Annotated in this window: 18 protein-coding genes; 1 reads left to right on the top strand and 17 read right to left on the bottom strand. The window is 61.0% G+C overall.

All coding sequences use genetic code 11. The features are described from left to right. Positions 1-71 precede the first annotated feature (71 nt). Positions 72-5,342 (top strand): dermonecrotic toxin domain-containing protein, encoded by a 5,271-nt coding sequence (locus AB7M25_RS27305; protein ID WP_454238228.1) that lies wholly within the window; start codon positions 72-74, stop codon positions 5,340-5,342. Between the two features lie 66 nt (positions 5,343-5,408). Here the strand turns inward: AB7M25_RS27305 and ureC are convergent, their stop codons facing one another. The 17 genes from ureC to AB7M25_RS27220 form a co-directional block, all read right to left on the bottom strand. Further along, the gene (gene ureC / locus AB7M25_RS27300) at positions 5,409-7,109 is read right to left on the bottom strand and encodes an urease subunit alpha (protein ID WP_429382449.1); all 1,701 of its coding nucleotides are present in this window, start codon (positions 7,107-7,109) and stop codon (positions 5,409-5,411) included. A gap of 16 nt (positions 7,110-7,125) precedes the next feature. Continuing rightward, a complete protein-coding gene (locus AB7M25_RS27295; protein WP_454238227.1) occupies positions 7,126-7,257 on the bottom strand; it encodes a hypothetical protein in 132 nt (43 codons plus the stop codon). Next, the gene (locus tag AB7M25_RS27290) at positions 7,247-7,552 is read right to left on the bottom strand and encodes an urease subunit beta (RefSeq protein ID WP_429382447.1); all 306 of its coding nucleotides are present in this window, start codon (positions 7,550-7,552) and stop codon (positions 7,247-7,249) included. Before AB7M25_RS27290 ends, AB7M25_RS27295 begins: the two co-directional genes overlap by 11 nt. Then, positions 7,552-8,085 carry a GNAT family N-acetyltransferase gene (locus tag AB7M25_RS27285; RefSeq protein WP_104451521.1) on the bottom strand — a complete coding sequence of 178 codons (534 nt, stop codon included), beginning with the start codon at positions 8,083-8,085 and terminating at the stop codon, positions 7,552-7,554. The genes AB7M25_RS27290 and AB7M25_RS27285 overlap by 1 nt, the downstream gene beginning before the upstream one ends. A 6-nt stretch (positions 8,086-8,091) precedes the next feature. Continuing rightward, positions 8,092-8,625 (bottom strand): GNAT family N-acetyltransferase, encoded by a 534-nt coding sequence (locus tag AB7M25_RS27280; RefSeq protein ID WP_104451520.1) that lies wholly within the window; start codon positions 8,623-8,625, stop codon positions 8,092-8,094. Positions 8,626-8,634: 9 nt separating this feature from the next. Further along, positions 8,635-8,937, bottom strand: a complete 303-nt coding sequence (locus AB7M25_RS27275; RefSeq protein WP_007945249.1) for an urease subunit gamma — start codon at positions 8,935-8,937, stop codon at positions 8,635-8,637. Between the two features lie 138 nt (positions 8,938-9,075). Next, complete coding sequence (locus AB7M25_RS27270) at positions 9,076-9,915, bottom strand: urease accessory protein UreD (protein WP_454238381.1); 840 nt, start codon at positions 9,913-9,915, stop codon at positions 9,076-9,078. Positions 9,916-10,080: 165 nt separating this feature from the next. Then, positions 10,081-10,779, bottom strand: coding sequence for an urea ABC transporter ATP-binding subunit UrtE (gene urtE, locus AB7M25_RS27265; protein WP_007979642.1), 699 nt, complete (start codon positions 10,777-10,779; stop codon positions 10,081-10,083). 130 nt (positions 10,780-10,909) lie between these two features. Next, complete coding sequence (gene urtD / locus AB7M25_RS27260) at positions 10,910-11,779, bottom strand: urea ABC transporter ATP-binding protein UrtD (protein ID WP_104451518.1); 870 nt, start codon at positions 11,777-11,779, stop codon at positions 10,910-10,912. After that, the gene (gene urtC, locus AB7M25_RS27255; protein ID WP_429382443.1) at positions 11,776-12,855 is read right to left on the bottom strand and encodes an urea ABC transporter permease subunit UrtC; all 1,080 of its coding nucleotides are present in this window, start codon (positions 12,853-12,855) and stop codon (positions 11,776-11,778) included. The genes urtD and urtC overlap by 4 nt, the downstream gene beginning before the upstream one ends. Further along, a complete protein-coding gene (urtB, locus tag AB7M25_RS27250) occupies positions 12,855-14,357 on the bottom strand; it encodes an urea ABC transporter permease subunit UrtB (RefSeq protein ID WP_429382441.1) in 1,503 nt (500 codons plus the stop codon). The genes urtC and urtB overlap by 1 nt, the downstream gene beginning before the upstream one ends. 156 nt (positions 14,358-14,513) lie before the next feature. Then, positions 14,514-15,779: an urea ABC transporter substrate-binding protein gene (gene urtA / locus AB7M25_RS27245; protein ID WP_007979634.1), complete on the bottom strand. Its 1,266-nt coding sequence runs from the start codon at positions 15,777-15,779 to the stop codon at positions 14,514-14,516. A 317-nt stretch (positions 15,780-16,096) separates the two neighbouring features. Next, a complete protein-coding gene (locus tag AB7M25_RS27240) occupies positions 16,097-16,519 on the bottom strand; it encodes a hypothetical protein (RefSeq protein WP_104451514.1) in 423 nt (140 codons plus the stop codon). Between the two features lie 201 nt (positions 16,520-16,720). After that, positions 16,721-17,731 carry a FecCD family ABC transporter permease gene (locus AB7M25_RS27235; protein ID WP_429382438.1) on the bottom strand — a complete coding sequence of 337 codons (1,011 nt, stop codon included), beginning with the start codon at positions 17,729-17,731 and terminating at the stop codon, positions 16,721-16,723. Then, entirely contained in the window at positions 17,728-18,687 is a 960-nt protein-coding gene (locus tag AB7M25_RS27230; protein ID WP_429382436.1) for an ABC transporter substrate-binding protein, read from the bottom strand. Before AB7M25_RS27230 ends, AB7M25_RS27235 begins: the two co-directional genes overlap by 4 nt. After that, a complete protein-coding gene (locus AB7M25_RS27225; RefSeq protein ID WP_429518817.1) occupies positions 18,684-19,472 on the bottom strand; it encodes an ABC transporter ATP-binding protein in 789 nt (262 codons plus the stop codon). Before AB7M25_RS27225 ends, AB7M25_RS27230 begins: the two co-directional genes overlap by 4 nt. 163 nt (positions 19,473-19,635) lie before the next feature. Next, positions 19,636-21,015, bottom strand: coding sequence for a PepSY-associated TM helix domain-containing protein (locus tag AB7M25_RS27220; protein WP_454238226.1), 1,380 nt, complete (start codon positions 21,013-21,015; stop codon positions 19,636-19,638). Positions 21,016-21,107 lie beyond the last annotated feature (92 nt).

The raw sequence follows: 21,107 nt of genomic DNA, 5'->3' as shown, positions 1-21,107 counted from the left end.
TTTGGGCTTTTGTTTGGCGGGCGGGTTGGCGAAGCTGTGGGTTCAAATCCAGCCATCAAGGTGATGTAACAGTGTCTGAATTGCATGGAAGCCATTCACAACAAACCATTGAAACCACAGGCGTCGAACACCAGGGCGTGCATTACCGTCGCGTATTCGACGGGATACCCGGCGCCCTGAAAAATGCCCCGCCTGCAAGGCTCAAATCCCTCGAAACCCTGAAACCGGCGATGCCCGAGTGGTACAGCGGCGCACGGGCCATTGATCGCCAATACCTGAAGCAGTTGATCGAGGAACGCTGGCGTGTGCAGGGCGTACTGGACAAAACCCTGGGCAGCTTGCAACACGACATTGAGGCCTTCGCCGAACCGCTGCTCAGGGAGATGTTGCAGGCGAATTTCAACTCGGTGGAACGCGCCGACGAACTCAGCGTGCAGCTCGAGGTGCCCAGTACGATCATCTTCGGCATCGACACCGGCGCCAGTCGCGTCCGCCAGTCCACCTTGCTGGAGGCGGCACTGCACAACTTTGAAGAGTCCGAGGCCGTCGAAGGGGCGTTCCGAGACAGTTCCGGTATTTACCGCAAGGACAGCCGGGGCAGTCTCAGCCTGGAGCCGGCCATTGCCCTGCCGGATTTTGCCGCGTTGTGCCGCAGCCTGGACATCGGCGGGCAATACCAGCGGCACATCAAGTCCGTCCTGTTGCCCGATACCCCGCAAGCACAGCGAACCTTGCAACAAGACTCGGTGGCCAGTGAGCAGGCGGCCTTTCAAGTGGCCGCACTGATTGCCCGATTGAAGGGCGATATCAGCGACCATGCCTATGGCAAACTGGGCCAGGTGCGTAAGGGGCAGGCAAACATCACGCTGTACGACCGGCCGTTGCAGGGTCATCGCTTGTCGCTGATGGGCTTTCGGTTGACAGGCATCGTGTTGTTCAGCGCGGTCAGCGAGCCATCGCAAATAAAGCGCGAAGTTGAAGCGTTGACGCCGGCCCTGTTGAAATTCTGGATCGACTGGTCGCGCCGCCTTCCTGTTCTGCCGGGCCGGGAATACGATCAATTCAAACTGCTGCAAGCCTTCTTCGCCAATGGGCCGCAGGGGTTGAGCGATGAGCTGTTGCGGCGCGACGATATCTATCAACAGAGCCGTGTAACCGGTCCGTTGATCGCTTATGTGCCCGATGATCCTGACCATCCGTTGAAGGAGTATCCCTCGCTGACCGCGTTCATGAAGGCGCTCCTGGGTCAGTTGAGACGTACCGATTACCAGGCCTTTTTCAGCCGGTTTGTGGGGCAGAAGGACAAGGGGCTGTTTTTCGCCCGGGTCAAAGAGCGTCTCACGACCTACACCTGGCATGAGCGCGAACCGTTCGATATGGGCCCGTGGTGGCGTGAAACGGCGGTCGAAAATCCCGATGCGGAACCGGTGACTAACCAGATCGCGGATGATCTGTGGATCACCCTGTTTATGGAGCGGCGTAACAAGGCCATCGCCGATGCCCGGCTGATCGCCGTACCGACCGGCGACGAGGATGCCACCGCACGCTTCAAGCGCCTGACCGGTTACCTGTCGATCGGCTGGAATGTTTTCAATTTCGCCGCAATGCTGGTGCCTGGGCTGGGCGAAGCCATGCTCGGCATCATGGTCGCGCAAATGCTCGCCGAGGTTGCCGAAGGCGTCGAGGACTGGAGCAAGGGTGACAAGGAACAGGCCTCGGCGTACTTCAACGGGGTCTTGATCAACTTCGCGCAATTGGCTCTCATGAGCGCCGGACATGTGTTGCCCGGCACCGCTGTCGCACCGATCAAGGTGTCGCCGTTTGTCGAGGGACTCAAACCAGTGGAAGTCGGGGGCAAGGAGCGATTGTGGAACCCTGACCTCGCTCCTTATGAGCAATCGATCGCATTGCCCGATGGGGCGAAGGCCGGTGACACAGGGCTGTACCATCATCAGGAGCAGGATCTGCTTCGGCTCGATGACAAATGCTATGCCGTCAGGCAAGACCCGGACACTGGCCAGCATCGGCTGCAACACCCGACTCGCGCCGATGCCTATCAGCCATTGTTGGAGCATAACGGTGCCGGCAGTTGGAAGACGGAACTCGATCAACCGCTCGAATGGGATCGGCGTGGCGTACTCAGACGTCTGGGCGCTTCGGTGGATGGGCTTTCCGATGAGACCCTGGAGCAGATTTTGACTGCCAGCGGCGTGCATGAAAACACCTTGCGCCGGCTCCATGTCGAGCACGAAACTCCGCCCGCGTTATTGGCCGATACCCTCAAGCGCTTCAAGGTCCATGCCGATGCCGAAGCCGGTGCGCAACAGATTCTGGCCCATCGGATTGGTGACGATTGGGCGGATTACTCGCTTCGGCTCATGACGGAGTTGCGCGGCTGGCCCGGCGACAAGGCCATTGAAGTCTTCCAAGGACCGGGCCTGACTGGTGCATCAATCAAGGAGGGCTACGCCGAGGCGTCAGCGACCAATACCTTGCAGATGACCTGGTCTGAACTGCTTGCGGGTGAGTTGCCTGAACGGGTGGTCGGCTTCCTTGACGAAAAAGCGCAACGCGAACTGCTTGGAACAGGGTATTCCGATGACCAACCCAAACGTGCCCAGGCACTTTGTGATCAATGGGCGGCGCTGGCGCGTCAGCGCAAAAGTCAGTTGTTCGACCTGTTGTACAAGCGCCGGACTCGGTCGGACGATCCATTGGTGAACATGCTCAAGGATGATGGGGCTGATATCTCTGTCAGTCAGGCACAGGAGCTGCTGAGTGAAGCGCACCCCTCGGATGTGCGGCATTTGAACGAAAAAAAACGTGTTCCGTTGAGGCTGGCTGAACAAGCCCGGGAGGCCGCGGAACAACTGCGTGTGACACGGGCTTATGAAGGCCTGTACCTCGACGTACTGCACAATCGCGATACCGCACGTCTGGAGCTGCACTCGCTGGTCGCATTGCCGGGCTGGCCGGCGGATCTGCGTCTGGAAATCCGTGAGTATTCATTCAAGGGATCACTGACCGACAGTCTCGGCCCCGTCGACGCAACGACCCGAAAAGTGCTGGTCCTGGGTGAGGATGGCCAATACGAGGCACGGGACGGCAACGATCTGCATTTGCACGGCGCGGACAATTTGTACGCGGCGGTGCTGCATGCCTTGCCTGACGCGCAGCGAAAAGCCCTGGGCTTTGAGATCCATGAAGCGCAGCGTCTTGAGCAAGCGGTCAAGGCCCGACCGCTGGATCGTGCAAGGCTTGAGCCGATTCTGCGGGATAACCCGGTGTTTAAACCTGCGTACGATCCACGCATCATGCGGCTGCGCGGCGGCATGCCAGGTTACGCGCAGCAAGTGCCGCGCGGGATGGGCCTGCGGCGGCGGGTCCGTGGGCTGTATCCGGGATACACACCGCAGGAGGTTGAAAACCTGCTGGCGGAACTCGGCCAGAGTGGCGGCGCGGTGCATGAGCGGCTGTCTGCGCTGGAGGCTGAGTTCAATCTCTTGCACGCCTCGCTGCTACGCTGGATGAACTCACCGACGCAGTCCTTTCGTTTCAGTCCGGCGGGTGTGGCCGAGTGGCAGGCACGCAATCAGCTCTACAAGGCGCTCAGACAGTGTTGGCAGCGCACTGGGCCGGAGGGTTTCGAGGCTTCTGGGGTAGTGCGGCCACAGGCGTTGAATCTGGACAACATTCCCAAGCTGGACCGACTGCTGGATACCCTGCCGAAGCTGGAGGCCAACTTTGACCACGTCACCAGCCTGAGCCTGCGCGGTGGGCAGTTGCGTTCCGGGAACCTGTCGTTCCTCGACCCGTTCCATAAGGTGCGCTACCTCAACCTGCAAGACAATCTGCTGACGACGCTTCCGCAGGCGGTGAAAGACATGCGTCATCTCACTCACCTGTTTCTTGACGGCAATAACATTGAACTGGATGCATTGGCGCTCGATCACCTGAAAAACCTGACGCGCATGACATTCCTGCGCTTGCGCGGCAACCCGCTCAAGCTCATTCCGAATATCAGCCGAATGCCGCATTTGCAGGTGTTGTTGCTGGACGAAACCGGACTGGACAGCTGGCCCGTTGGGCTGTTTTCGCAATCGCGACCGCGCAGTATCTACCTTGACTTGAGTAGCAACCCGATCAGTCGGATACCCGAGGTCGCACCCGGTTCATTTCGCGCAGAGTTACTGGCGCGCACCGTGATCAGTCGGGGCCCGCGTTGGATCTCGTCGGAGAATCTCGAGATCCTCAAGTCTTACATCGAGTCGGTTGGAATGGACCCGGAGCGTCCTTATCCGCCCCGAGGCGTACTCGACAGCGCGGAATGGGGGACGGGCATGACCGAGCGGCAATGGCAGGAAAAGCAGAACATCTGGAACGACGTTGAAGACGAGTTTGGTTCGGTGCCGTTTTTCAATGAACTGCGCAAACTCACCCAGTCCGCCGACTTCAAGGCCGGCGGTGCCTATCAGACGGAACTGACAACCAAGGTCTGGCGCATGCTCGAAGCCATGGCCAGCGACAGTGAACTGCGAAGCAAGCTGTTCAATGAGGCGGCAACGCCCACCGAATGCGTGGATGGCGGTACGCAGCTGTTCAATGCCATGGGCGTGCAGGTGATGGTGCACGAAGCCTACGCCCTGGTGCGTGCGGACCTGATCGAGGTGCAATTGCTGGAACTGGCCCTGGGCAAGTCCCGGCTCGATGAACTCGGTGCCATTGCCCGTCAGCGGGTGTCTGCGCGGTTGGCGAAAGGAGAGCGGTTCCGTCGCTACAACGCCGATGGCGACGTGATCGGCACTATCGATGAAGTGGAAGTGCACCTGGCCTACATGACCGATCTGGCGCAGCGTCTGGATTTGCCGTGGCAGGCGCGGGGCATGCAGTTTCGCAACATCGCCGGTGTGAGCAAGGAGATGATCGAAGCAGCGTTCCAGCGGATCAAGGCGCTGGAGGAGGGTGATCTGCTGGTTGATCGCGTCTTCGAGCAACCGCTCTGGCGAACCTGGCTGGAGTCTACTTACCGCGAAGAGTTGAACGGATTGAAGCGCAGGATCGACGCCACCACCGATTTGCAGGATGCGTTGCAGCGCCGGGCCGATGGTGCACGACTCTCGGTCGGGCAAAGGGCTGAGGTGGCGGCGGAAATCACCGCGCTTTGCCGCGAGTTGGGCAAAAGCGAAAGTGAGTTTGCCAATGGCCAGCTCATGACGGACGAGGCCTATGTTCAGGCGTTGAATGACATCGATCGGCAAATCACGCAGCAGTTGAAAACATTGACGCGAGAGGCAATGACTCGGGGCAGGCTGGACCGACTGCGGATAGCAGCGGATCAGTAACGGCGGAAAAGACAAAGGCCTCGATACGCTGTGATCGAGGCCTTTGTGTGTGGCGCAACAACCGGTTCAGAACAGGAAGTAACGCTGGGCCATCGGCAATGTCTCAGCCGGTTCACACCACAGCAAAACCCCATCGGCCTTGACCTGATAGGTCTGCGGATCGACGTCGATTTTCGGCAGGTAGTCGTTGTGGATCAGGTCGGTTTTCTGCACGTCGCGGCAACCTTTGACCACCGCGATTTTCTTCTTCAAACCCAGCGCTTCAGGCAAGCCTGCCTCCTGCGCCGCCTGACTGATGAAGGTCATGCTGGTGGCGTGCAGCGAACCGCCGAAGCTGGCGAACATCGGGCGGTAGTGCACCGGTTGCGGTGTCGGGATCGAGGCATTGGCGTCGCCCATCAGGCTGGCCGCGATGGCGCCGCCTTTGAGAATCAGCGTCGGTTTCACGCCGAAAAACGCCGGACGCCAGAGCACCAGGTCCGCCCATTTGCCCACTTCGACCGAACCCACTTCATGGCTGATGCCGTGGGTGATCGCCGGGTTGATGGTGTACTTGGCGATATAGCGCTTGGCGCGGAAGTTGTCGTTGCCCTCACCATCGCCGGGCAGCGGCCCGCGCTGTTTTTTCATCTTGTCGGCGGTCTGCCAGGTGCGGGTGATGACTTCACCGACCCGCCCCATGGCCTGGCTGTCGGAGCTGATCATCGAGAACGCTCCGAGGTCGTGGAGGATGTCTTCGGCGGCAATCGTCTCGCGGCGGATGCGGCTTTCGGCGAAGGCCACATCCTCGGCAATGCTCGGGTCGAGGTGATGGCAGACCATCAGCATGTCCAGGTGTTCGTCGATGGTGTTGCGGGTGAACGGCCGGGTCGGGTTGGTCGAACTCGGCAGCACGTTGGCAAAACCGCAGGCCTTGATGATGTCCGGCGCGTGACCGCCACCGGCACCTTCGGTGTGATAGGTGTGAATGGTGCGGCCCTTGAAGGCGGCGAGGGTGGTCTCGACGAAGCCGGATTCGTTGAGGGTGTCGGTGTGGATCGCCACCTGCACGTCGAACCGGTCGGCCACGCTCAGGCAGTTGTCGATGCTCGCGGGCGTGGTGCCCCAGTCCTCATGCAACTTGAGGCCGATGGCACCGGCCTTGACCTGTTCGATCAACGGCTCCGGCAAGCTGGCGTTGCCCTTGCCGGTGAGACCGATGTTCATCGGGAACGCGTCGGCAGCCTGAAGCATGCGCGCCAGGTGCCACGGCCCGGAGGTGCAGGTGGTCGCGTTGGTGCCGGTAGCCGGTCCGGTACCGCCACCGATCATGGTGGTGACACCGCTCATCAATGCCTCTTCGATCTGCTGGGGGCAGATGAAGTGGATATGGGTGTCGATGCCGCCGGCGGTGAGGATCATGCCTTCGCCGGCGATGACTTCGGTGCTGGCGCCAATGGCGATGTTGACGTTGGGCTGGATGTCCGGGTTGCCGGCCTTGCCGATCGCCGCGATGCGCCCGTCCTTGAGACCGACGTCGGCCTTGACGATACCCCAGTGATCGATGATCAGCGCGTTGGTGATCAGGGTGTCGACCACGTCGGCGGCCAGCAACTGGCTCTGACCCTGGCCGTCACGAATGACTTTACCGCCACCGAATTTCACTTCTTCGCCGTAGGTGGTGAAGTCCTGCTCCACTTCGATCCACAACTCGGTATCGGCCAGGCGCACCTTGTCACCGACGGTGGGACCGAACATGTCGGCGTAGGCTTGACGGGAAATCTTCATGTGTTCGCCTTGCAATTCAATTGAGTTTGAGACCGCTCGCGTTGCTCGCTATCGCTGGCAAGCCAGCTCCTACATCAATGCGATTCCCTGTAGGAGCCGGCTTGCCGGCGAAGGGGTCGGCACTGGCGCTGCATGACTTAGAGATCACCCATGATCCTGCCGGCAAACCCGAACACCCGCCGATGCCCCGCCAAATCCACCAACTCCACCTCGCGACTCTGCCCCGGTTCGAAACGCACCGCCGTGCCGGCCGGGATGTTCAGGCGCATGCCGCGACTGGCGGCACGGTCGAACGCCAGGGCGTCGTTGGTTTCGAAAAAATGGTAGTGCGAGCCGACCTGGATCGGCCGATCACCACTGTTGGCCACCTTCAGGCTGATCGTGCGGCGGCCGACGTTGAGTTCGATGTCGCCGGACTGGATCTGGTATTCACCGGGAATCATCAATGGGCCCCCTGAAGAATCTTGTAGTAGAGGGCGGTCGGTTTGTAGCGGCCGCTCGGGTCGCAGGCGTAGTCGGGGATTTCACCGGCACGGGTATAGCCCAGCGATTGGTAGAAGGCTTCGGCAGGCGAACCGGCCTCGGTGTCGAGGTACAGCATGCCGCGCTTGTGCTGCAGGGCGGCCGCCTCCAGAGCGCTCATCAGTTGCTGGCCCAGGCCGCGACGCCGGGCATGTTCGCGCACCAGCAGCTTTTGCACTTCGGCGCGGTTCAGGCCGTTGGCTTTCTGGCACAAACCCAATTGCACGCTGGCCTGCACCTGTTCGTCCTTGACCACCACCCACAGCAACAGATTGCCCTTGTTCAGGTTGTCCTGGACCTCATCGAAATAGGCGTGGGCCTGGGTCGCATCGAGGCCGGCCATGAAGCCGACACTGGCGCCATAACCGACGGCATCGAGCAGCAGGTCGATCAGGCCCTGACGATAGTGCGCAAAGCTTTCAACGTTGACGCGTCGCAGTTGGGCGGCGTTCATCGGGCATTACTCCTGGTTGACGCTCGGCGGTTGCGCGCCGGGGTTGAGGGTCAGTTGCATGAAGGTCAGGTCCAGCCAGCGGCCGAACTTGGTACCGACCTGGGGCATTTGCCCGGTGGTCACGAAGCCGATGCGCTCGTGCAAACGAATGGACGCAGCGTTGCCACTTTCGATGGCGGCGACCATCACATGCTTGCCGCAGTCTTTGGCGCGTTCGATCAGCGCTACCATCAGTTTCGGGCCGAGGCCGTTGCCACGCTGGTCACTGCGCACGTAGACCGAGTGCTCGACGGTGTGGCGGAAACCGTCGAAGGGGCGCCAGTCGCCGAACGAGGCGTAACCGAGCACCGAGTTGTCGGCATCGACAATCACCAGAATCGGATAACGCTGGGTTTGCCGGGCGCTGAACCAGGCCTGGCGGTTGTCGAGATCGACCGCTTGCTCGTTCCAGATCGCGGTGGTGTTGAGCACCGCGTCGTTGTAGATGTCGCGGATGGCCGGCAGATCGGCATGCTCGGCATCGCGGATGTGGTAAGTCATGGCGCGGCCTCAGGCGATGGGTTGGTGGACGGTGACCAGTTTGGTGCCGTCGGGAAAGGTGGCCTCGACCTGGATTTCCGGGATCATTTCCGGGATACCCTCCATCACTTGTTCGCGGGTCAGCAGGGTGGTGCCGAAGTGCATCAGGTCGGCCACGGTCTGGCCGTCACGGGCGCCTTCGAGCAGGGCCGCGGAGATGTAGGCCATGGCTTCCGGGTAGTTGAGCTTCACGCCGCGCGCCAAACGCCGCTCGGCCACCAGGCCGGCGGTGAAGATCAGCAGCTTGTCTTTTTCGCGTGGGGTCAGGTCCATTGTTGGCGTCCATCCGGGCAGATAAAAAATATTCGGATCTGTAAATACATAACCTGTAGGAGCTGGCTTGCCAGCGATGGGGACCTCAAGGCCGCCAAAAGCATCGCTGGCAAGCCAGCTCCTACAAGGGATCGGTGTTCAGGTGTTCCATATTCTGGGTGGCACGGCCTCGCGACCCAGCAGCGCTGGCCTAAGCAATCGCCACAAATCAATCAGCCAGCCCCGCGCCAACAACGCCTCACTCGCCAGGCACCGTGCAACCAGCAACCCCGGCAACTGGGTCAAATCCCCGCGCACGTTGTTGGGCAGCGAGCGGCAGCGCTCCAGCAGTTCGCTATCGATCTCACCCGTCACCAATAACGTGGCAAACACCGGTTGCCCATCCAGTCCGATGGGCGAATCAAGTAAACCGTCCGCTCCGACAATGCGCTGACGTTCATGCCAGAGCAACTGGCCGTCGCGGCGCACATCCAGTCGTGCCTGGAAATGCCCAACGTCGAAGCGCTCGCCACTGGCCGGGCGGCCCAGGGCCACGACGTCCCAGTAGAACAAACGCGCATCGCCTTCAAGGTCGATGGAGGTGCTGAGTTCAGCCTGGGCCGCACTGAAAATGATCGTCTCCTGGGGCAGCCATTCCAGTGTTGCACCGGCCGCCACCTTCAGATTCAGCTGCTGATAGGCGGGACCAGCGGCGCGATACCACTTGGCCGCACCGGGGCTGGTGATTTGCGCCCAGGCATCGCCCTCGACGCTGGCAGAAATGTCCAGTCGATCGCCGCCGGCGATACCTCCGGGTGGGTGGACGATGATGTGCTGGCAGACTTCCGGCCCTTCGGCATACAGGTGTTTTTGTACCCGCAGCGGGCCTTTGTGCCGGCGCTGGACCGGGCGCGTGGTGTTGTCGAATCGGGCGTAGCCCAGTTCCAGTTCGGCGTGCCAACTGGGGGTGAACAAAACGCCTGAAGCCGGAAGAGTCATAGTCAATGCTTGTCGAGAGGTCGTCAGGATGTTTGCAAAGGCTGTGCCGCAAGGATTTTCAGGCAGGAGGTGGCTGTTGAGTGTTGGGGTGCACCAATATCGTGCACGGCCGCAGCTTCGGCGCGACAAGTTGGTGCCTAGTCAAATGGAGCGGACCGTGACGCCTCAGATGGTAACGAGCCCACGCACGCCTTCTGCTTCCATGTTTTCACCGCGCCCCTGTTGCACGATTTCGCCCCGGGACATCACCAGGTATTGGTCAGCCAGTTCGGCGGCGAAATCGTAGAACTGTTCCACCAGCAGAATAGCCATGTCACCCCGGGCCGCGAGTTTTTTGATCACGGCACCGATCTCCTTGATCACCGACGGCTGGATGCCTTCGGTGGGTTCGTCGAGGATCAGCAGGCGAGGGCGACTGGCCAGCGCGCGGCCGATGGCCAGTTGCTGTTGCTGGCCACCGGACAGGTCGCCACCGCGCCGCTGCTTCATTTGCAAGAGCACCGGGAACAGTTCGTAGATAAACGCCGGGACTTCCTTCGCTTCGCTGCCCGGAAAACGCGACAGGCCCATCAGCAGGTTTTCCTCGACGGTCAGGCGGCCGAAGATCTCCCGGCCCTGCGGGACATAGGCAATGCCGGCATGCACACGCTGGTGCGGTTTGAACGTGGTGATCGGCTTGCCTTCCCAATTGACCGCGCCTTCTTTGGCCGGCAGCAGGCCCATCAGGCATTTGAGCAGGGTGGTCTTGCCCACGCCGTTACGCCCGAGCAGGCAGGTGACTTCGCCGACTTTCACGTCAAACGTCAGGCCGCGCAGGATGTGGCTTCCGCCGTAGTACTGGTGCAGTTTTTCGACTTGGAGCATGTTCAAATTCCCCTCAATCCCTTGTAGGAGCTGGCTTGCCAGCGATGAGGCCATGACATTCAACATCAATGTCGAAAGATCCATCGCTATCGCTGGCAAGCCAGCTCCCACAGGGTTTGTATTCGCAACCTCAGCGACCGAGATACACCTCGATCACCCGTTCGTTGTCCTGCACCTGCTCCAGTGAGCCCTCGGCCAGCACGCTGCCCTGATGCAACACGGTGACGTGGTCGGCAATCGAGCCGACGAAGCCCATGTCGTGTTCCACGACCATCAGCGAGTGCTTGCCGGCCAGGCGCTTGAACAGTTCGGCGGTGAATTCGGTTTCGGCGTCGGTCATGCCCGCCACGGGCTCATCGAGCAGCAGCAATTGCGGGTCCTGCATCAGCAGCATGCCGATCTCCAGGAACTGCTTCTGGCCGTGGGACAGCAGGCCGGCCGGGCGATTGACCGAGCTGGTCAAGCGAATGGTTTCCAGCACCTCGGCGATACGGTCTTTCTGCTCGCCATTCAAGCGCGCCCGCAGGCTGGCCCACACCGACTTGTCGGTTTTCTGCGCCAGTTCCAGGTTCTCGAACACGCTCAAGGCTTCGAACACCGTCGGCTTCTGGAACTTGCGCCCGATGCCGGCCTGGGCGATCTGCACTTCGCTCATTTGCGTCAGGTCCAGGGTTTCGCCGAACCAGGCCTTGCCGTGGCCGGGACGGGTCTTGCCGGTGATCACGTCCATCAGCGTGGTCTTGCCCGCGCCATTGGGGCCGATGATGCAGCGCAGTTCGCCGACGCCGATGTACAGGTTCAAATCGTTCAGCGCCTTGAAGCCGTCGAAGCTGACGCTGATGTCTTCCAGGGTCAGGATGGTGCCGTGGCGTGTATTCAGGCCTTTGCCGGCGCGCTGGCCGAGACCGATGGCGTCACGGCTGCTGCCGGCGTCCTTGTTGGGTTCTACGGGAAAAAATGCCGGTTCGAGCATGAATTCAGCGGTTGCCGTGACTCTCATGATTCACCTCTTTTCTTCAGCAGACCGATTACGCCTTTGGGCAGGTACAGGGTCACGACGATGAACAGCGCGCCGAGGAAGAACAGCCAGTACTCGGGGAAGGCCACGGTGAACCAGCTCTTCATGCCGTTGACCACGCCGGCGCCGAGCAACGGACCGATCAGCGTGCCGCGCCCACCGAGGGCGACCCATACGGCGGCTTCGATCGAGTTGGTCGGCGACATCTCGCTCGGGTTGATGATGCCGACTTGCGGCACGTACAGCGCACCGGCCAGGCCACACAACACCGCGCTCAGTACCCAGACAAACAGCTTGAACCCGCGCGGATCGTAGCCGCAGAACATCAGGCGGTTCTCCGCATCGCGCAGTGCGGTCAGCACCCGACCGAACTTGCTCTGCGCCAGGCGCCAGCCGATGTACAGGCTCGCCACCAGCAACAGCACCGTGGCGAAAAACAACACCGCGCGGGTGCCCGGCTCGGTGATGCCAAAGCCGAGAATCGTGCGGAAGTTAGTGAAGCCGTTGTTGCCGCCAAAACCGGTTTCGTTGCGAAAGAACAGCAACATGCCGGCGAAGGTCAGGGCCTGGGTCATGATCGAGAAGTACACGCCCTTGATCCGCGAACGGAAGGCGAAGAAGCCGAACACCAACGCCAGCAGCCCGGGGGCCAATACCACCAGGCACAGGGTCCAGAGGAAGCTGCTGGTGCCGGTCCAGAACCAGGGCATTTCGGTCCAGGACAGGAAGGTCATGAACGCCGGCAGGCCATCGCCCGAGGCCTGGCGCATCAGGTACATGCCCATCGCGTAACCGCCAAGGGCGAAGAACAGGCCGTGACCGAGGGACAGCAGACCGGCGTAGCCCCAGACCAGATCGAGGGCCAACGCGACAATGGCGTAACAGAGGATTTTGCCCACCAGGGTCAGCGTGTAGGCGGATACGTGCAGCGTGCTGTCCGCCGGCAACAGCGACAGCAGCGGCAACGCCAGCAATAGAACGAGGATCACCGCACCGACGGCAATCGTGACTTTCGGGCCGGCCTTTTGGGTGGCCTTGAGCATCAGGGGCTGGTTCATCAGTCGATCACCCGTCCTTTGAGTGCGAAGAGGCCTTGCGGACGTTTCTGGATGAACAGAATGATCAGCGCGAGGATGAGGATCTTGCCGAGCACCGCACCGATCTGCGGTTCGAGAATCTTGTTGGCTATCCCTAAGCCGAACGCCGCCAGCACGCTACCGGCCAACTGGCCGACACCGCCGAGCACCACCACCAGGAACGAGTCGATGATGTAGCTCTGGCCGAGGTCCGGGCCGACGTTGCCGATCTGGCTCAGGGCCACGCCACCGAGGCCGGCGATGCCCGAGCCAAGACCGAAGGCGAGCATGTCCACGCGCCCGGTGGGCACGCCGCAGCAGGCGGCCATGTTGCGATTCTGGGTGACCGCTCGCACGTTCAGGCCCAGGCGCGTCTTGTTCAGCAGCAGCCAGGTCAGCACCACTACAAACAGTGCAAAGGCAATGATGACGATGCGGTTGTAGGGCAGCACAAGATTGGGCAACACCTGAATCCCGCCCGACAGCCAGGCCGGGTTGGCCACTTCGACGTTCTGCGCGCCGAACAGCAGGCGAACCAGTTGGATCAGCATCAGGCTGATGCCCCAGGTGGCGAGCAGGGTTTCCAGCGGGCGACCATAGAGGTGGCGAATCACCGTGCGCTCCAGCGCCATGCCGATGGCGGCGGTGACAAAAAATGCCACGGGTAGCGCGATCAATGGATAGAACTCGATGGCCTGCGGGGCGAAGCGCTGGAACATCAGTTGCACCACGTAAGTCGAGTAGGCACCGAGCATCAGCATCTCGCCGTGAGCCATGTTGATCACGCCGAGCAGGCCGAAGGTGATCGCAAGGCCCAATGCCGCGAGCAGCAGGATCGAACCGAGGGACATGCCGCTAAACGCCTGGCCCAGCATCTCGCCGACCAGCAGTTTGCGCTTGACCTGGGCGAGGCTGGTTTCAGCGGCGGTGCGCACCATCGCATCGGTTTCAACGCCCGGCTCCAGCAGGCTTTCGAGACGAGTACGGGCCAGCGGATCGCCGGTTTCACCGAGAAGGCGCACGGCAGCGAGGCGCACGGCCGGATCGCCGTCGACCAGTTGCAGATTGGCCAGGGCCAGGCTGAGGGCGGCGTGGACGCCTTCATCCGTTTCGCCCGCCAGTTGCCGGTCGAGGAATTTCAACTGCGCCGGTTTGGCACTCTTCTGCAGTTGCTGCGCGGCGGCCAGACGGATTTTGGCGTCGGCGGCGAGCAACTGATGACTGGCCAGGGCCGAGTCGATCAGACCCCGCAGGCGGTTGTTCAGGCGCAGGGTTTTCGGTTGCCCGTCGATAGTCAGTTCGCCTTGCTGCAGGGCATTGATCAATTCGATACGGGCCGGATCGGGCTGCGCGGCCCAGGTTTCCAGGAGTTTGGCTTGCTGCACGGAATTGGCGGCGACGAAGTCTTCGGCGTCGCCGGCGTGGGTGGCCATCGGCAACAGCAGTGCGAGGGCGAGGATGAAGCGGTAAAGGGCGGTGGGCATGTCAAATGTCCTGGTCATGCGCGGACCCTGTAGGAGCCGGCTTGCCGGCGATGGCGGTCCATCAGGCAGAGCCGTGTGGTGCTGATCGCTGGCAAGCCAGCTCCTACAGGTATTGTGTCGGCCCGGGCTCCATGCCCGGGCCCGACATCCTGTGGCTTAATTGCTCTTCACCGCATACTCCGGCTTCTTGTCGTTGCCCTGGATGAACGGGCTCCATGGTTGTGCACGGATCGGTCCTTCGGTCTGCCACACCACGTTGAACTGACCGTCAGACTGGATTTCACCGATCATCACCGGCTTGTGCAGGTGGTGATTGGTCTTGTCCATGGTCAGTGTGTAGCCGGACGGCGCGGCAAAGGTCTGGCCGGCCAAGGCTTCGCGGACTTTGTCGACGTCGGTGGATTTGGCTTTTTCGGCGGCTTGCGCCCACATGTGGATGCCGACATAGGTGGCTTCCATCGGGTCGTTGGTCACCGCTTTGTCGGCGCCCGGCAGGTTGTGTTTCTTGGCGTAGGCTTTCCAGTCATCGACGAACTTCTTGTTCACCGGGTTCTCCACCGACTCGAAGTAGTTCCACGCGGCGAGGTTGCCCACCAGTGGCTTGGTGTCGATGCCACGCAGTTCTTCTTCGCCCACCGAGAACGCCACGACCGGAACGTCGGTGGCTTTCAGGCCCTGGTTGGCCAGCTCTTTGTAGAACGGCACGTTGGAGTCGCCGTTGACGGTGGAGATGACGGCGGTCTTGCCGCCCGCCGAGAACTTCTTGATGTTGGCGACGATGGTCTGGTAATCGCTGTGACCGAAGGGGGTGTAGACCTCTTCGATGTCCTTGTCGGCCACACCTTTGGAATGCAGGAACGAGCGCAGGATCTTATTGGTGGTGCGCGGGTAGACGTAGTCGGTGCCGAGCAGGAAGTAGCGCTTGGCGCTGCCGCCTTCTTCGCTCATCAGATATTCAACGGCAGGGATCGCTTGCTGGTTCGGCGCGGCGCCGGTGTAGAACACGTTCGGCGACATTTCTTCGCCTTCGTACTGCACCGGGTAGAACAACAGGCCATTGAGCTCTTCGAACACCGGCAGCACCGATTTGCGCGACACCGAAGTCCAGCAGCCAAACACCACGGCGACCTTGTCCTGGGTCAGCAACTGACGACCCTTTTCGGCGAACAGCGGCCAGTTCGACGCCGGGTCGACCACCACCGGTTCCAGCATCTTGCCGTTCACGCCGCCCTTGGCGTTGATCTCGTCGATGGTCATCAGCGCCATGTCTTTCAACGACGTTTCGGAGATCGCCATGGTCCCGGACAACGAATGCAGAATACCGACCTTGATGGTCTCGGCGGCCTGGACGGTCCAGGTCATGCCCATTGCGGCAATGGATGCCGAGAGAGTGAAAGCCTTGATCAAACTGCGACGCTTCATTGTGCGATCTCCATGAACTTATGAGTTTTCTTGGTTGGCAGATGCGGACTACTGAAGGGTCTTTAGCAAGGGCTGTGCCCGGTCGGGGAAAGGTACGGGAATGGCGTTTTAGAGCGGTTGTGCGGATTGATGGCGCACCAGGAAGGATCGCGGCAGGCGTATTGGTGCGAGGAGTTGCGCCAGATTGGGGCGGGCAGCATCGATCAATTGTGGGAGCGGGCTTGCTCGCGAAAGCGGTGTTTCAGTTGCCATTTATGTTGTCTGACACACCCTTTTCGCGAGCAAGCCCGCTCCCACAAGGTCAGCGGCGCATCAGCTCAGCTTTTGATGCAAGTTTCAAAACCATGCCCGCCACCTTCGTACTCCGGGCCGTAATAGTACTTGGTGAATGAAGTTTTTCCGTCAGGCGTGGAAGCGAAGTTCGCAATTCCGACACCGTAGTCCTTGAGCGACGGATCCGTATGGGCAAAGTAAATCGCCAGGGAGCTCGAGTTGGCGGCGGCAAACCCGTCATACCGGGAGTTGTCGAGTAATGTCAGGGTAAAACCGTAGGCGCCATGTTCGCCGGTACTTTGTTCGGCATTGAGTTTCATGTCGACAACACCTTCAAACGCACCGATATGGCTGTCCATTCCGGTGCATTGATATCGGCCGCTGTGGTCAACGCCAGTAAAGGGTGGCTTGGCTGCCCATGCAGGCGTTGAAACAAGTGCGATGGATATGATGAGTTTTTTGAACATGGTTACCTCTTTCCGCTCTTGTAGGAGTTGTGACGATTAAGATGTAGGAATAATCGTCATTGAAGTGCGCGAGTGTTTTTTATTATTCAACTCGCGGGAGCGGAGTATGAGCGTGGTAATGGATTTGTTAAGTACTAACTCAATACGAGGTTTTTCCAGGCATACATGCAGTTTTGAAGTTTATTTTAATTAAACATGGTGTTAACGACGTCGCATCAAGCCGATGAAGAACAACCCGCCAATCGCCGCCGTGGCCACCCCGATAGGCAAGTCCTCCGGAGCAATCATCGTCCGGGCAGCGACGTCGACCCAGACCAGAAACACGCTGCCGAGCAACACGCACACCGGCAGCACTCTTCGGTGTTCAGCCCCGACCAGTCGCCGCGCGATGTGCGGCACCATCAGCCCGACAAAACCGATCGAGCCGCTGATCGACACCAAGACCCCGGTCATCAGCGATGCAATCAGAAATACCCGCAGGCGCACAGTGCGCGCATTCAGGCCCAGGGTCACTGCCGTCTGCTCACCGGCCATCAGCGCATTCAACGGTCGCGCCATGCCCAGCAGCAAGACCAGCCCGAACAACACACTGGCTGTCGGTACCGCCAGCAATTCCCAGCGCGCCAGCCCGAGTCCGCCGAGCATCCAGAACATCACCGCCGAACTGGCTCGATGGTCGCCCAGGAACAGCAACAAATTGGCGATCGCCATCATCACGAATGACACCGCCACGCCGCACAACAACAGACGATCACTGTCGAGGCGACCGTGGCGGCTGGCGATCATCAGCACCACTAACATGCTCAGCAGTGCACCGATGAAGGCCGCGATCGGCAAGGTCAGCAGGCCAACGATTTCTCCGACATGCAACACCACGATCACTGCGCCCAATGTCGCGCCGGACGTGACGCCGAGTAAATGCGGGTCAGCCAGCGGATTGCGCGTCACCGCTTGCAGCACCGCGCCGATCAAAGCCAGCCCGGCGCCCACCAACGCGCCGAGCAGCATGCGCGGGACACGGATCAGCCAGACGATATGCTCCTGCCCGGGGCTCCAGTGCGGCACACCGAAGCCGAACAGCTTGTGCAGCAGGATGCGCCACACCACGTCCAGCGGTACCCGCGCCGGGCCGAAACCCAGGGACACCACGCACGACATCAGCAACAGCGCACCGAGGACGATCAGCAACAGGGCGTAGCGACGGTTGTTCATTCGCTGTGGAAACCCTTGGCCAGGGTGGCGACTGCCAGCACGTTATCGATGCCCGGCGTGGCCTGCACGTACGGGATGACGATGAAGCGCCGCTGCTTGATCGCTTCCACCGATTGCAAGGCCTTGTTGGCCAGCAGGAACTGAATCTTCTGTTCGGCGGTGATTTCGCTGTAGTCGACGATCACGATCACCTGCGGATTGTGTTCGACCACGCTTTCCCAGTTGACCCGGGTCCAGCTTGCGTCGACATCCTCCAGGACGTTACGCCCGCCAGCGGCGTCGATCAGCGCTTGCGGCATGCCCAGGCGGCCTGAAGTCATGGCCCGGTCTTCCCCGCTGTCGTACAGGAAGACCCGCGGTCTTTGCGCGGGCAGGGTTTTGCGAATGTCCGCCACTTGCGCCTGCATGTGGGCGACCAGGGCGTTGGCGCGGTCCTGCACGTCGAAGATCCTGCCGAGGTTGCGCAGGTCGTTGTAGGTGTCTTCGAGGCTGGCCGGTGGGCGCTTCATCACGAAGGCGCAGGATTCGCTCAGCTCATACACATTGATGCCCAGCGGCTGCAGGGTTTGCGGAGTGAGATCGCCGCCGACCCGCATGCCGTAGTCCCAACCGGCGAAGAGGAAATCGACGTTGGCATCGAGCAGGGTTTCCACCGACGGGTACTTGGCCGCCAGCTCCGGCAGACCGTCGAGCAGCGACTGCATGTCGGGTGTCACGGCCTTCCAGCCACTGACGCCGCTGTAGCCGGCCATCCGTGGCTTGAGGCCGAGGGCGAGCATCATCTGGGTCATGTTGATGTCGTGGCTGAGGGCGTGTTGCGGTGCTTGCGTGAAGGTCACTTCGCGGTTGCAGCTTTTGACTGTCAGCGGGTAATGGGTGGCTTCGGCCAGGGCCTGGGCGCAGACCGACAGCATCACGAGGCAGAGGCCGGAGCGCAGCAGGGAACGCAAATTCATGGTTGGGTTATCCAGGTGATTCGTGGGTAGCCGTGCAGCGGATGGTCATCAATAAGCGCTTCGACGCCAAACACATTGCGCAGCAGAGCGGCGGTGAGCACCTCTTGCGGTGTGCCGCTGGCGACGATGCGCCCATGGTTGATCACATACAGGCGATCACAAAAAGCCGCCGCCAGATTGAGGTCGTGGATGCTCGCCAGGGTGCCGATGTTCAAGCGCCTGACCAACTTCAACAGCTCAAGCTGATAGCGTGGGTCGAGGTGGTTGGTCGGCTCGTCGAGGATCAGCAGTTGCGGTTGCTGGGCCAGGGCGCGGGCGAGGATTACCCGCTGTTTTTCTCCGCCTGAGAGGGTGGCGAACTCATGGTCATCGAAGCCCTTGAGGCCGACGGCCTCCAGCGCCTGATGAATGAGTGTCGAGTCCTCGAGCGTATCGCCATCGAACAGACCTTTGTGTGGCGTGCGGCCCATGGCGACCACTTCCTCGACGGTCAGGCCAAAGGCGTCGGGGAACTCCTGCAAGACCACGGCGATGCGTTGCGCACACCAGCGTGAAGACTGTTTCCAGACATTCTGGTGATCGAGCCTGACCTCGCCGTGCTCCGGTTTGCTGAAGCGCCAGGCACAACGCAACAGGCTGGTCTTGCCACTGCCGTTGGGGCCGATCAACCCGACGAACTCACCCGCGGCCACGTGCACGGAGGCATCGCGCAGCTGGAATTGGTGGTGGCAATGGCCGTGGCCCAGGGGCGTCCAGGAAATGTTTGCGAGGTTCAGCGAGGTCATGCAGTGGCTCTTGAGGTGATGCTGATGGCCTCATCGCTGGCAAGCCAGCTCCTACAGGGGTTGTGCACATTCTGTAGGAGCTGGCTTGCCAGCGATGGGGCCCGAGAGAGGGTGACGCGGGGGGGAGTTTACAGCCCCTTGAGCCCCGCGCATCTCAGCTGTTTCATGATGAAGATGAGGCACTCTCAGTCTGCCGGGTAAAACGCGACAGCAGCACACGATCCAGCACCCACACCACCACCAGTGAAGCGCCCACCAACGGGAAGGCCACCGCGAGGGCGAACATGATCACCATGGCGGTTTTCCATTTCGGCAGGTCGTGACGCAGCGGCGGTACGCCGAGTTTTCCTTGCGGACGACGCTTCCACCAGATCACCACTCCGCTGACCGCGCTGAGCAGGATCATCAGGCAGATCAGCAACACGATGAGCTGATTGAGCGTGCCGAACATCTTGCCTTCGTGCAGCATCACGCCGATTTCCGTGGCGCGGGCGACGGCGCCATATTGCTCGTAACGCACATCGGCAAGGACCTTGCCGGTGTACTGGTCGATGTGCAACGTGGCGTCATTGCGCGGGTCATCGGCGAACACGGCGATGGTGAACACACCGGTGGCGGTCGTTGGCAAGGTGACGCTGTAGCCAGGCTCGACCTTGCTTTGGGTGGCGATGTTTTGCACGTCCTGCAGGCTGATGGTCGGTGCGGCCGGGCCGGCTTGCGCGCCATCGTGGGCCATGTGTTCGGCGTGGTCGCCGGACATTGGCATCGGCGTGTTTTCCATGGCCCAGGGCACGGTCTGGCGGGTGGCGCTGTTGAGGCTGCGCGCCTCGACGTCGGACTTCGGTACGTTGTCCCACATTGCCGCCGGAAAGACGTTCCACACGGCCGCGTATTGCTGGCCCCAGAAGCCGGTCCAGGTCATGCCGCTGAGCAGCATCACCAGCAGCAGTGAGGCGCCCCAGAATCCGGTGACGGCATGCAAGTCACGCCACAGCACCCGCCCGCGACTGCTCAGGCGTGGCCACAGAATGCCGGCGGCCTGACCGCGCGGCCACCACAGGAATACCCCGGAAACCACCAGCACCACACCCCAACCGGCGGCCAGTTCGATCATCCGATCGCCGACGGTGCCGATCATCAGCTCGCCGTGAATCGCGCGCGCAATGGCTTGCAGGTTCTTCTTGGCGTCTTGCTCGCCAAGGATGTCGCCGTGGTACGGATCGACAAAAACGTTCAGCTCGTTGCCGCCGGTGAGTACGACAAACTGGGCGCTGCGTTCGGCATTGACCGGTGGCAGGTACTGTTTGATCGTTGCCTGGGGATACGCATCTTTCACCCGCTTGAGCAAGTCGTCGGCCGCGATAGTGTGATGACCGGCCGGCACGTTGAGCAGGCTGCTGTACATCAGCGAATCGAGTTGCGGCTTGAACAGGTAGATGGTGCCGGTCAGGGCCAGCATCACCATGAATGGCGCAACGAACAATCCGGCATAGAAATGCCAGCGCCAGGCCAGGTTGTAGAAATTCACTTTGGGCTGTTTCATCACGTGTGCTCCGCTTGGCTGGATTTTTTAGTTGTTTGTTTTACGGTTGCTGCGCAACCGATCGCGGGCAAGCCCGCTCCCACAGGTTCAAC

Source organism: Pseudomonas sp. AP3_22 TE3818, from assembly GCF_053628995.1.
The sequence above is the reverse complement of the archived record's forward strand: the minus strand, read 5'-3'. Positions and strand labels throughout refer to the sequence as shown.

Coding starts and splice junctions, on each gene's coding strand:
- ureC (WP_429382449.1), bottom strand. CDS start 7,109: ATGAAGATTTCCCGTCAAGCCTACGCCGACATGTTCGGTCCCACCGTC.
- AB7M25_RS27290 (WP_429382447.1), bottom strand. CDS start 7,552: ATGATTCCCGGTGAATACCAGATCCAGTCCGGCGACATCGAACTCAAC.
- AB7M25_RS27285 (WP_104451521.1), bottom strand. CDS start 8,085: ATGAACGCCGCCCAACTGCGACGCGTCAACGTTGAAAGCTTTGCGCAC.
- AB7M25_RS27280 (WP_104451520.1), bottom strand. CDS start 8,625: ATGACTTACCACATCCGCGATGCCGAGCATGCCGATCTGCCGGCCATC.
- AB7M25_RS27275 (WP_007945249.1), bottom strand. CDS start 8,937: ATGGACCTGACCCCACGCGAAAAAGACAAGCTGCTGATCTTCACCGCC.
- AB7M25_RS27270 (WP_454238381.1), bottom strand. CDS start 9,915: ATGACTCTTCCGGCTTCAGGCGTTTTGTTCACCCCCAGTTGGCACGCC.
- urtE (WP_007979642.1), bottom strand. CDS start 10,779: ATGCTCCAAGTCGAAAAACTGCACCAGTACTACGGCGGAAGCCACATC.
- urtD (WP_104451518.1), bottom strand. CDS start 11,779: ATGAGAGTCACGGCAACCGCTGAATTCATGCTCGAACCGGCATTTTTT.
- urtC (WP_429382443.1), bottom strand. CDS start 12,855: ATGAACCAGCCCCTGATGCTCAAGGCCACCCAAAAGGCCGGCCCGAAA.
- urtB (WP_429382441.1), bottom strand. CDS start 14,357: ATGCCCACCGCCCTTTACCGCTTCATCCTCGCCCTCGCACTGCTGTTG.
- urtA (WP_007979634.1), bottom strand. CDS start 15,779: ATGAAGCGTCGCAGTTTGATCAAGGCTTTCACTCTCTCGGCATCCATT.
- AB7M25_RS27240 (WP_104451514.1), bottom strand. CDS start 16,519: ATGTTCAAAAAACTCATCATATCCATCGCACTTGTTTCAACGCCTGCA.
- AB7M25_RS27235 (WP_429382438.1), bottom strand. CDS start 17,731: ATGAACAACCGTCGCTACGCCCTGTTGCTGATCGTCCTCGGTGCGCTG.
- AB7M25_RS27230 (WP_429382436.1), bottom strand. CDS start 18,687: ATGAATTTGCGTTCCCTGCTGCGCTCCGGCCTCTGCCTCGTGATGCTG.
- AB7M25_RS27225 (WP_429518817.1), bottom strand. CDS start 19,472: ATGACCTCGCTGAACCTCGCAAACATTTCCTGGACGCCCCTGGGCCAC.
- AB7M25_RS27220 (WP_454238226.1), bottom strand. CDS start 21,015: ATGAAACAGCCCAAAGTGAATTTCTACAACCTGGCCTGGCGCTGGCAT.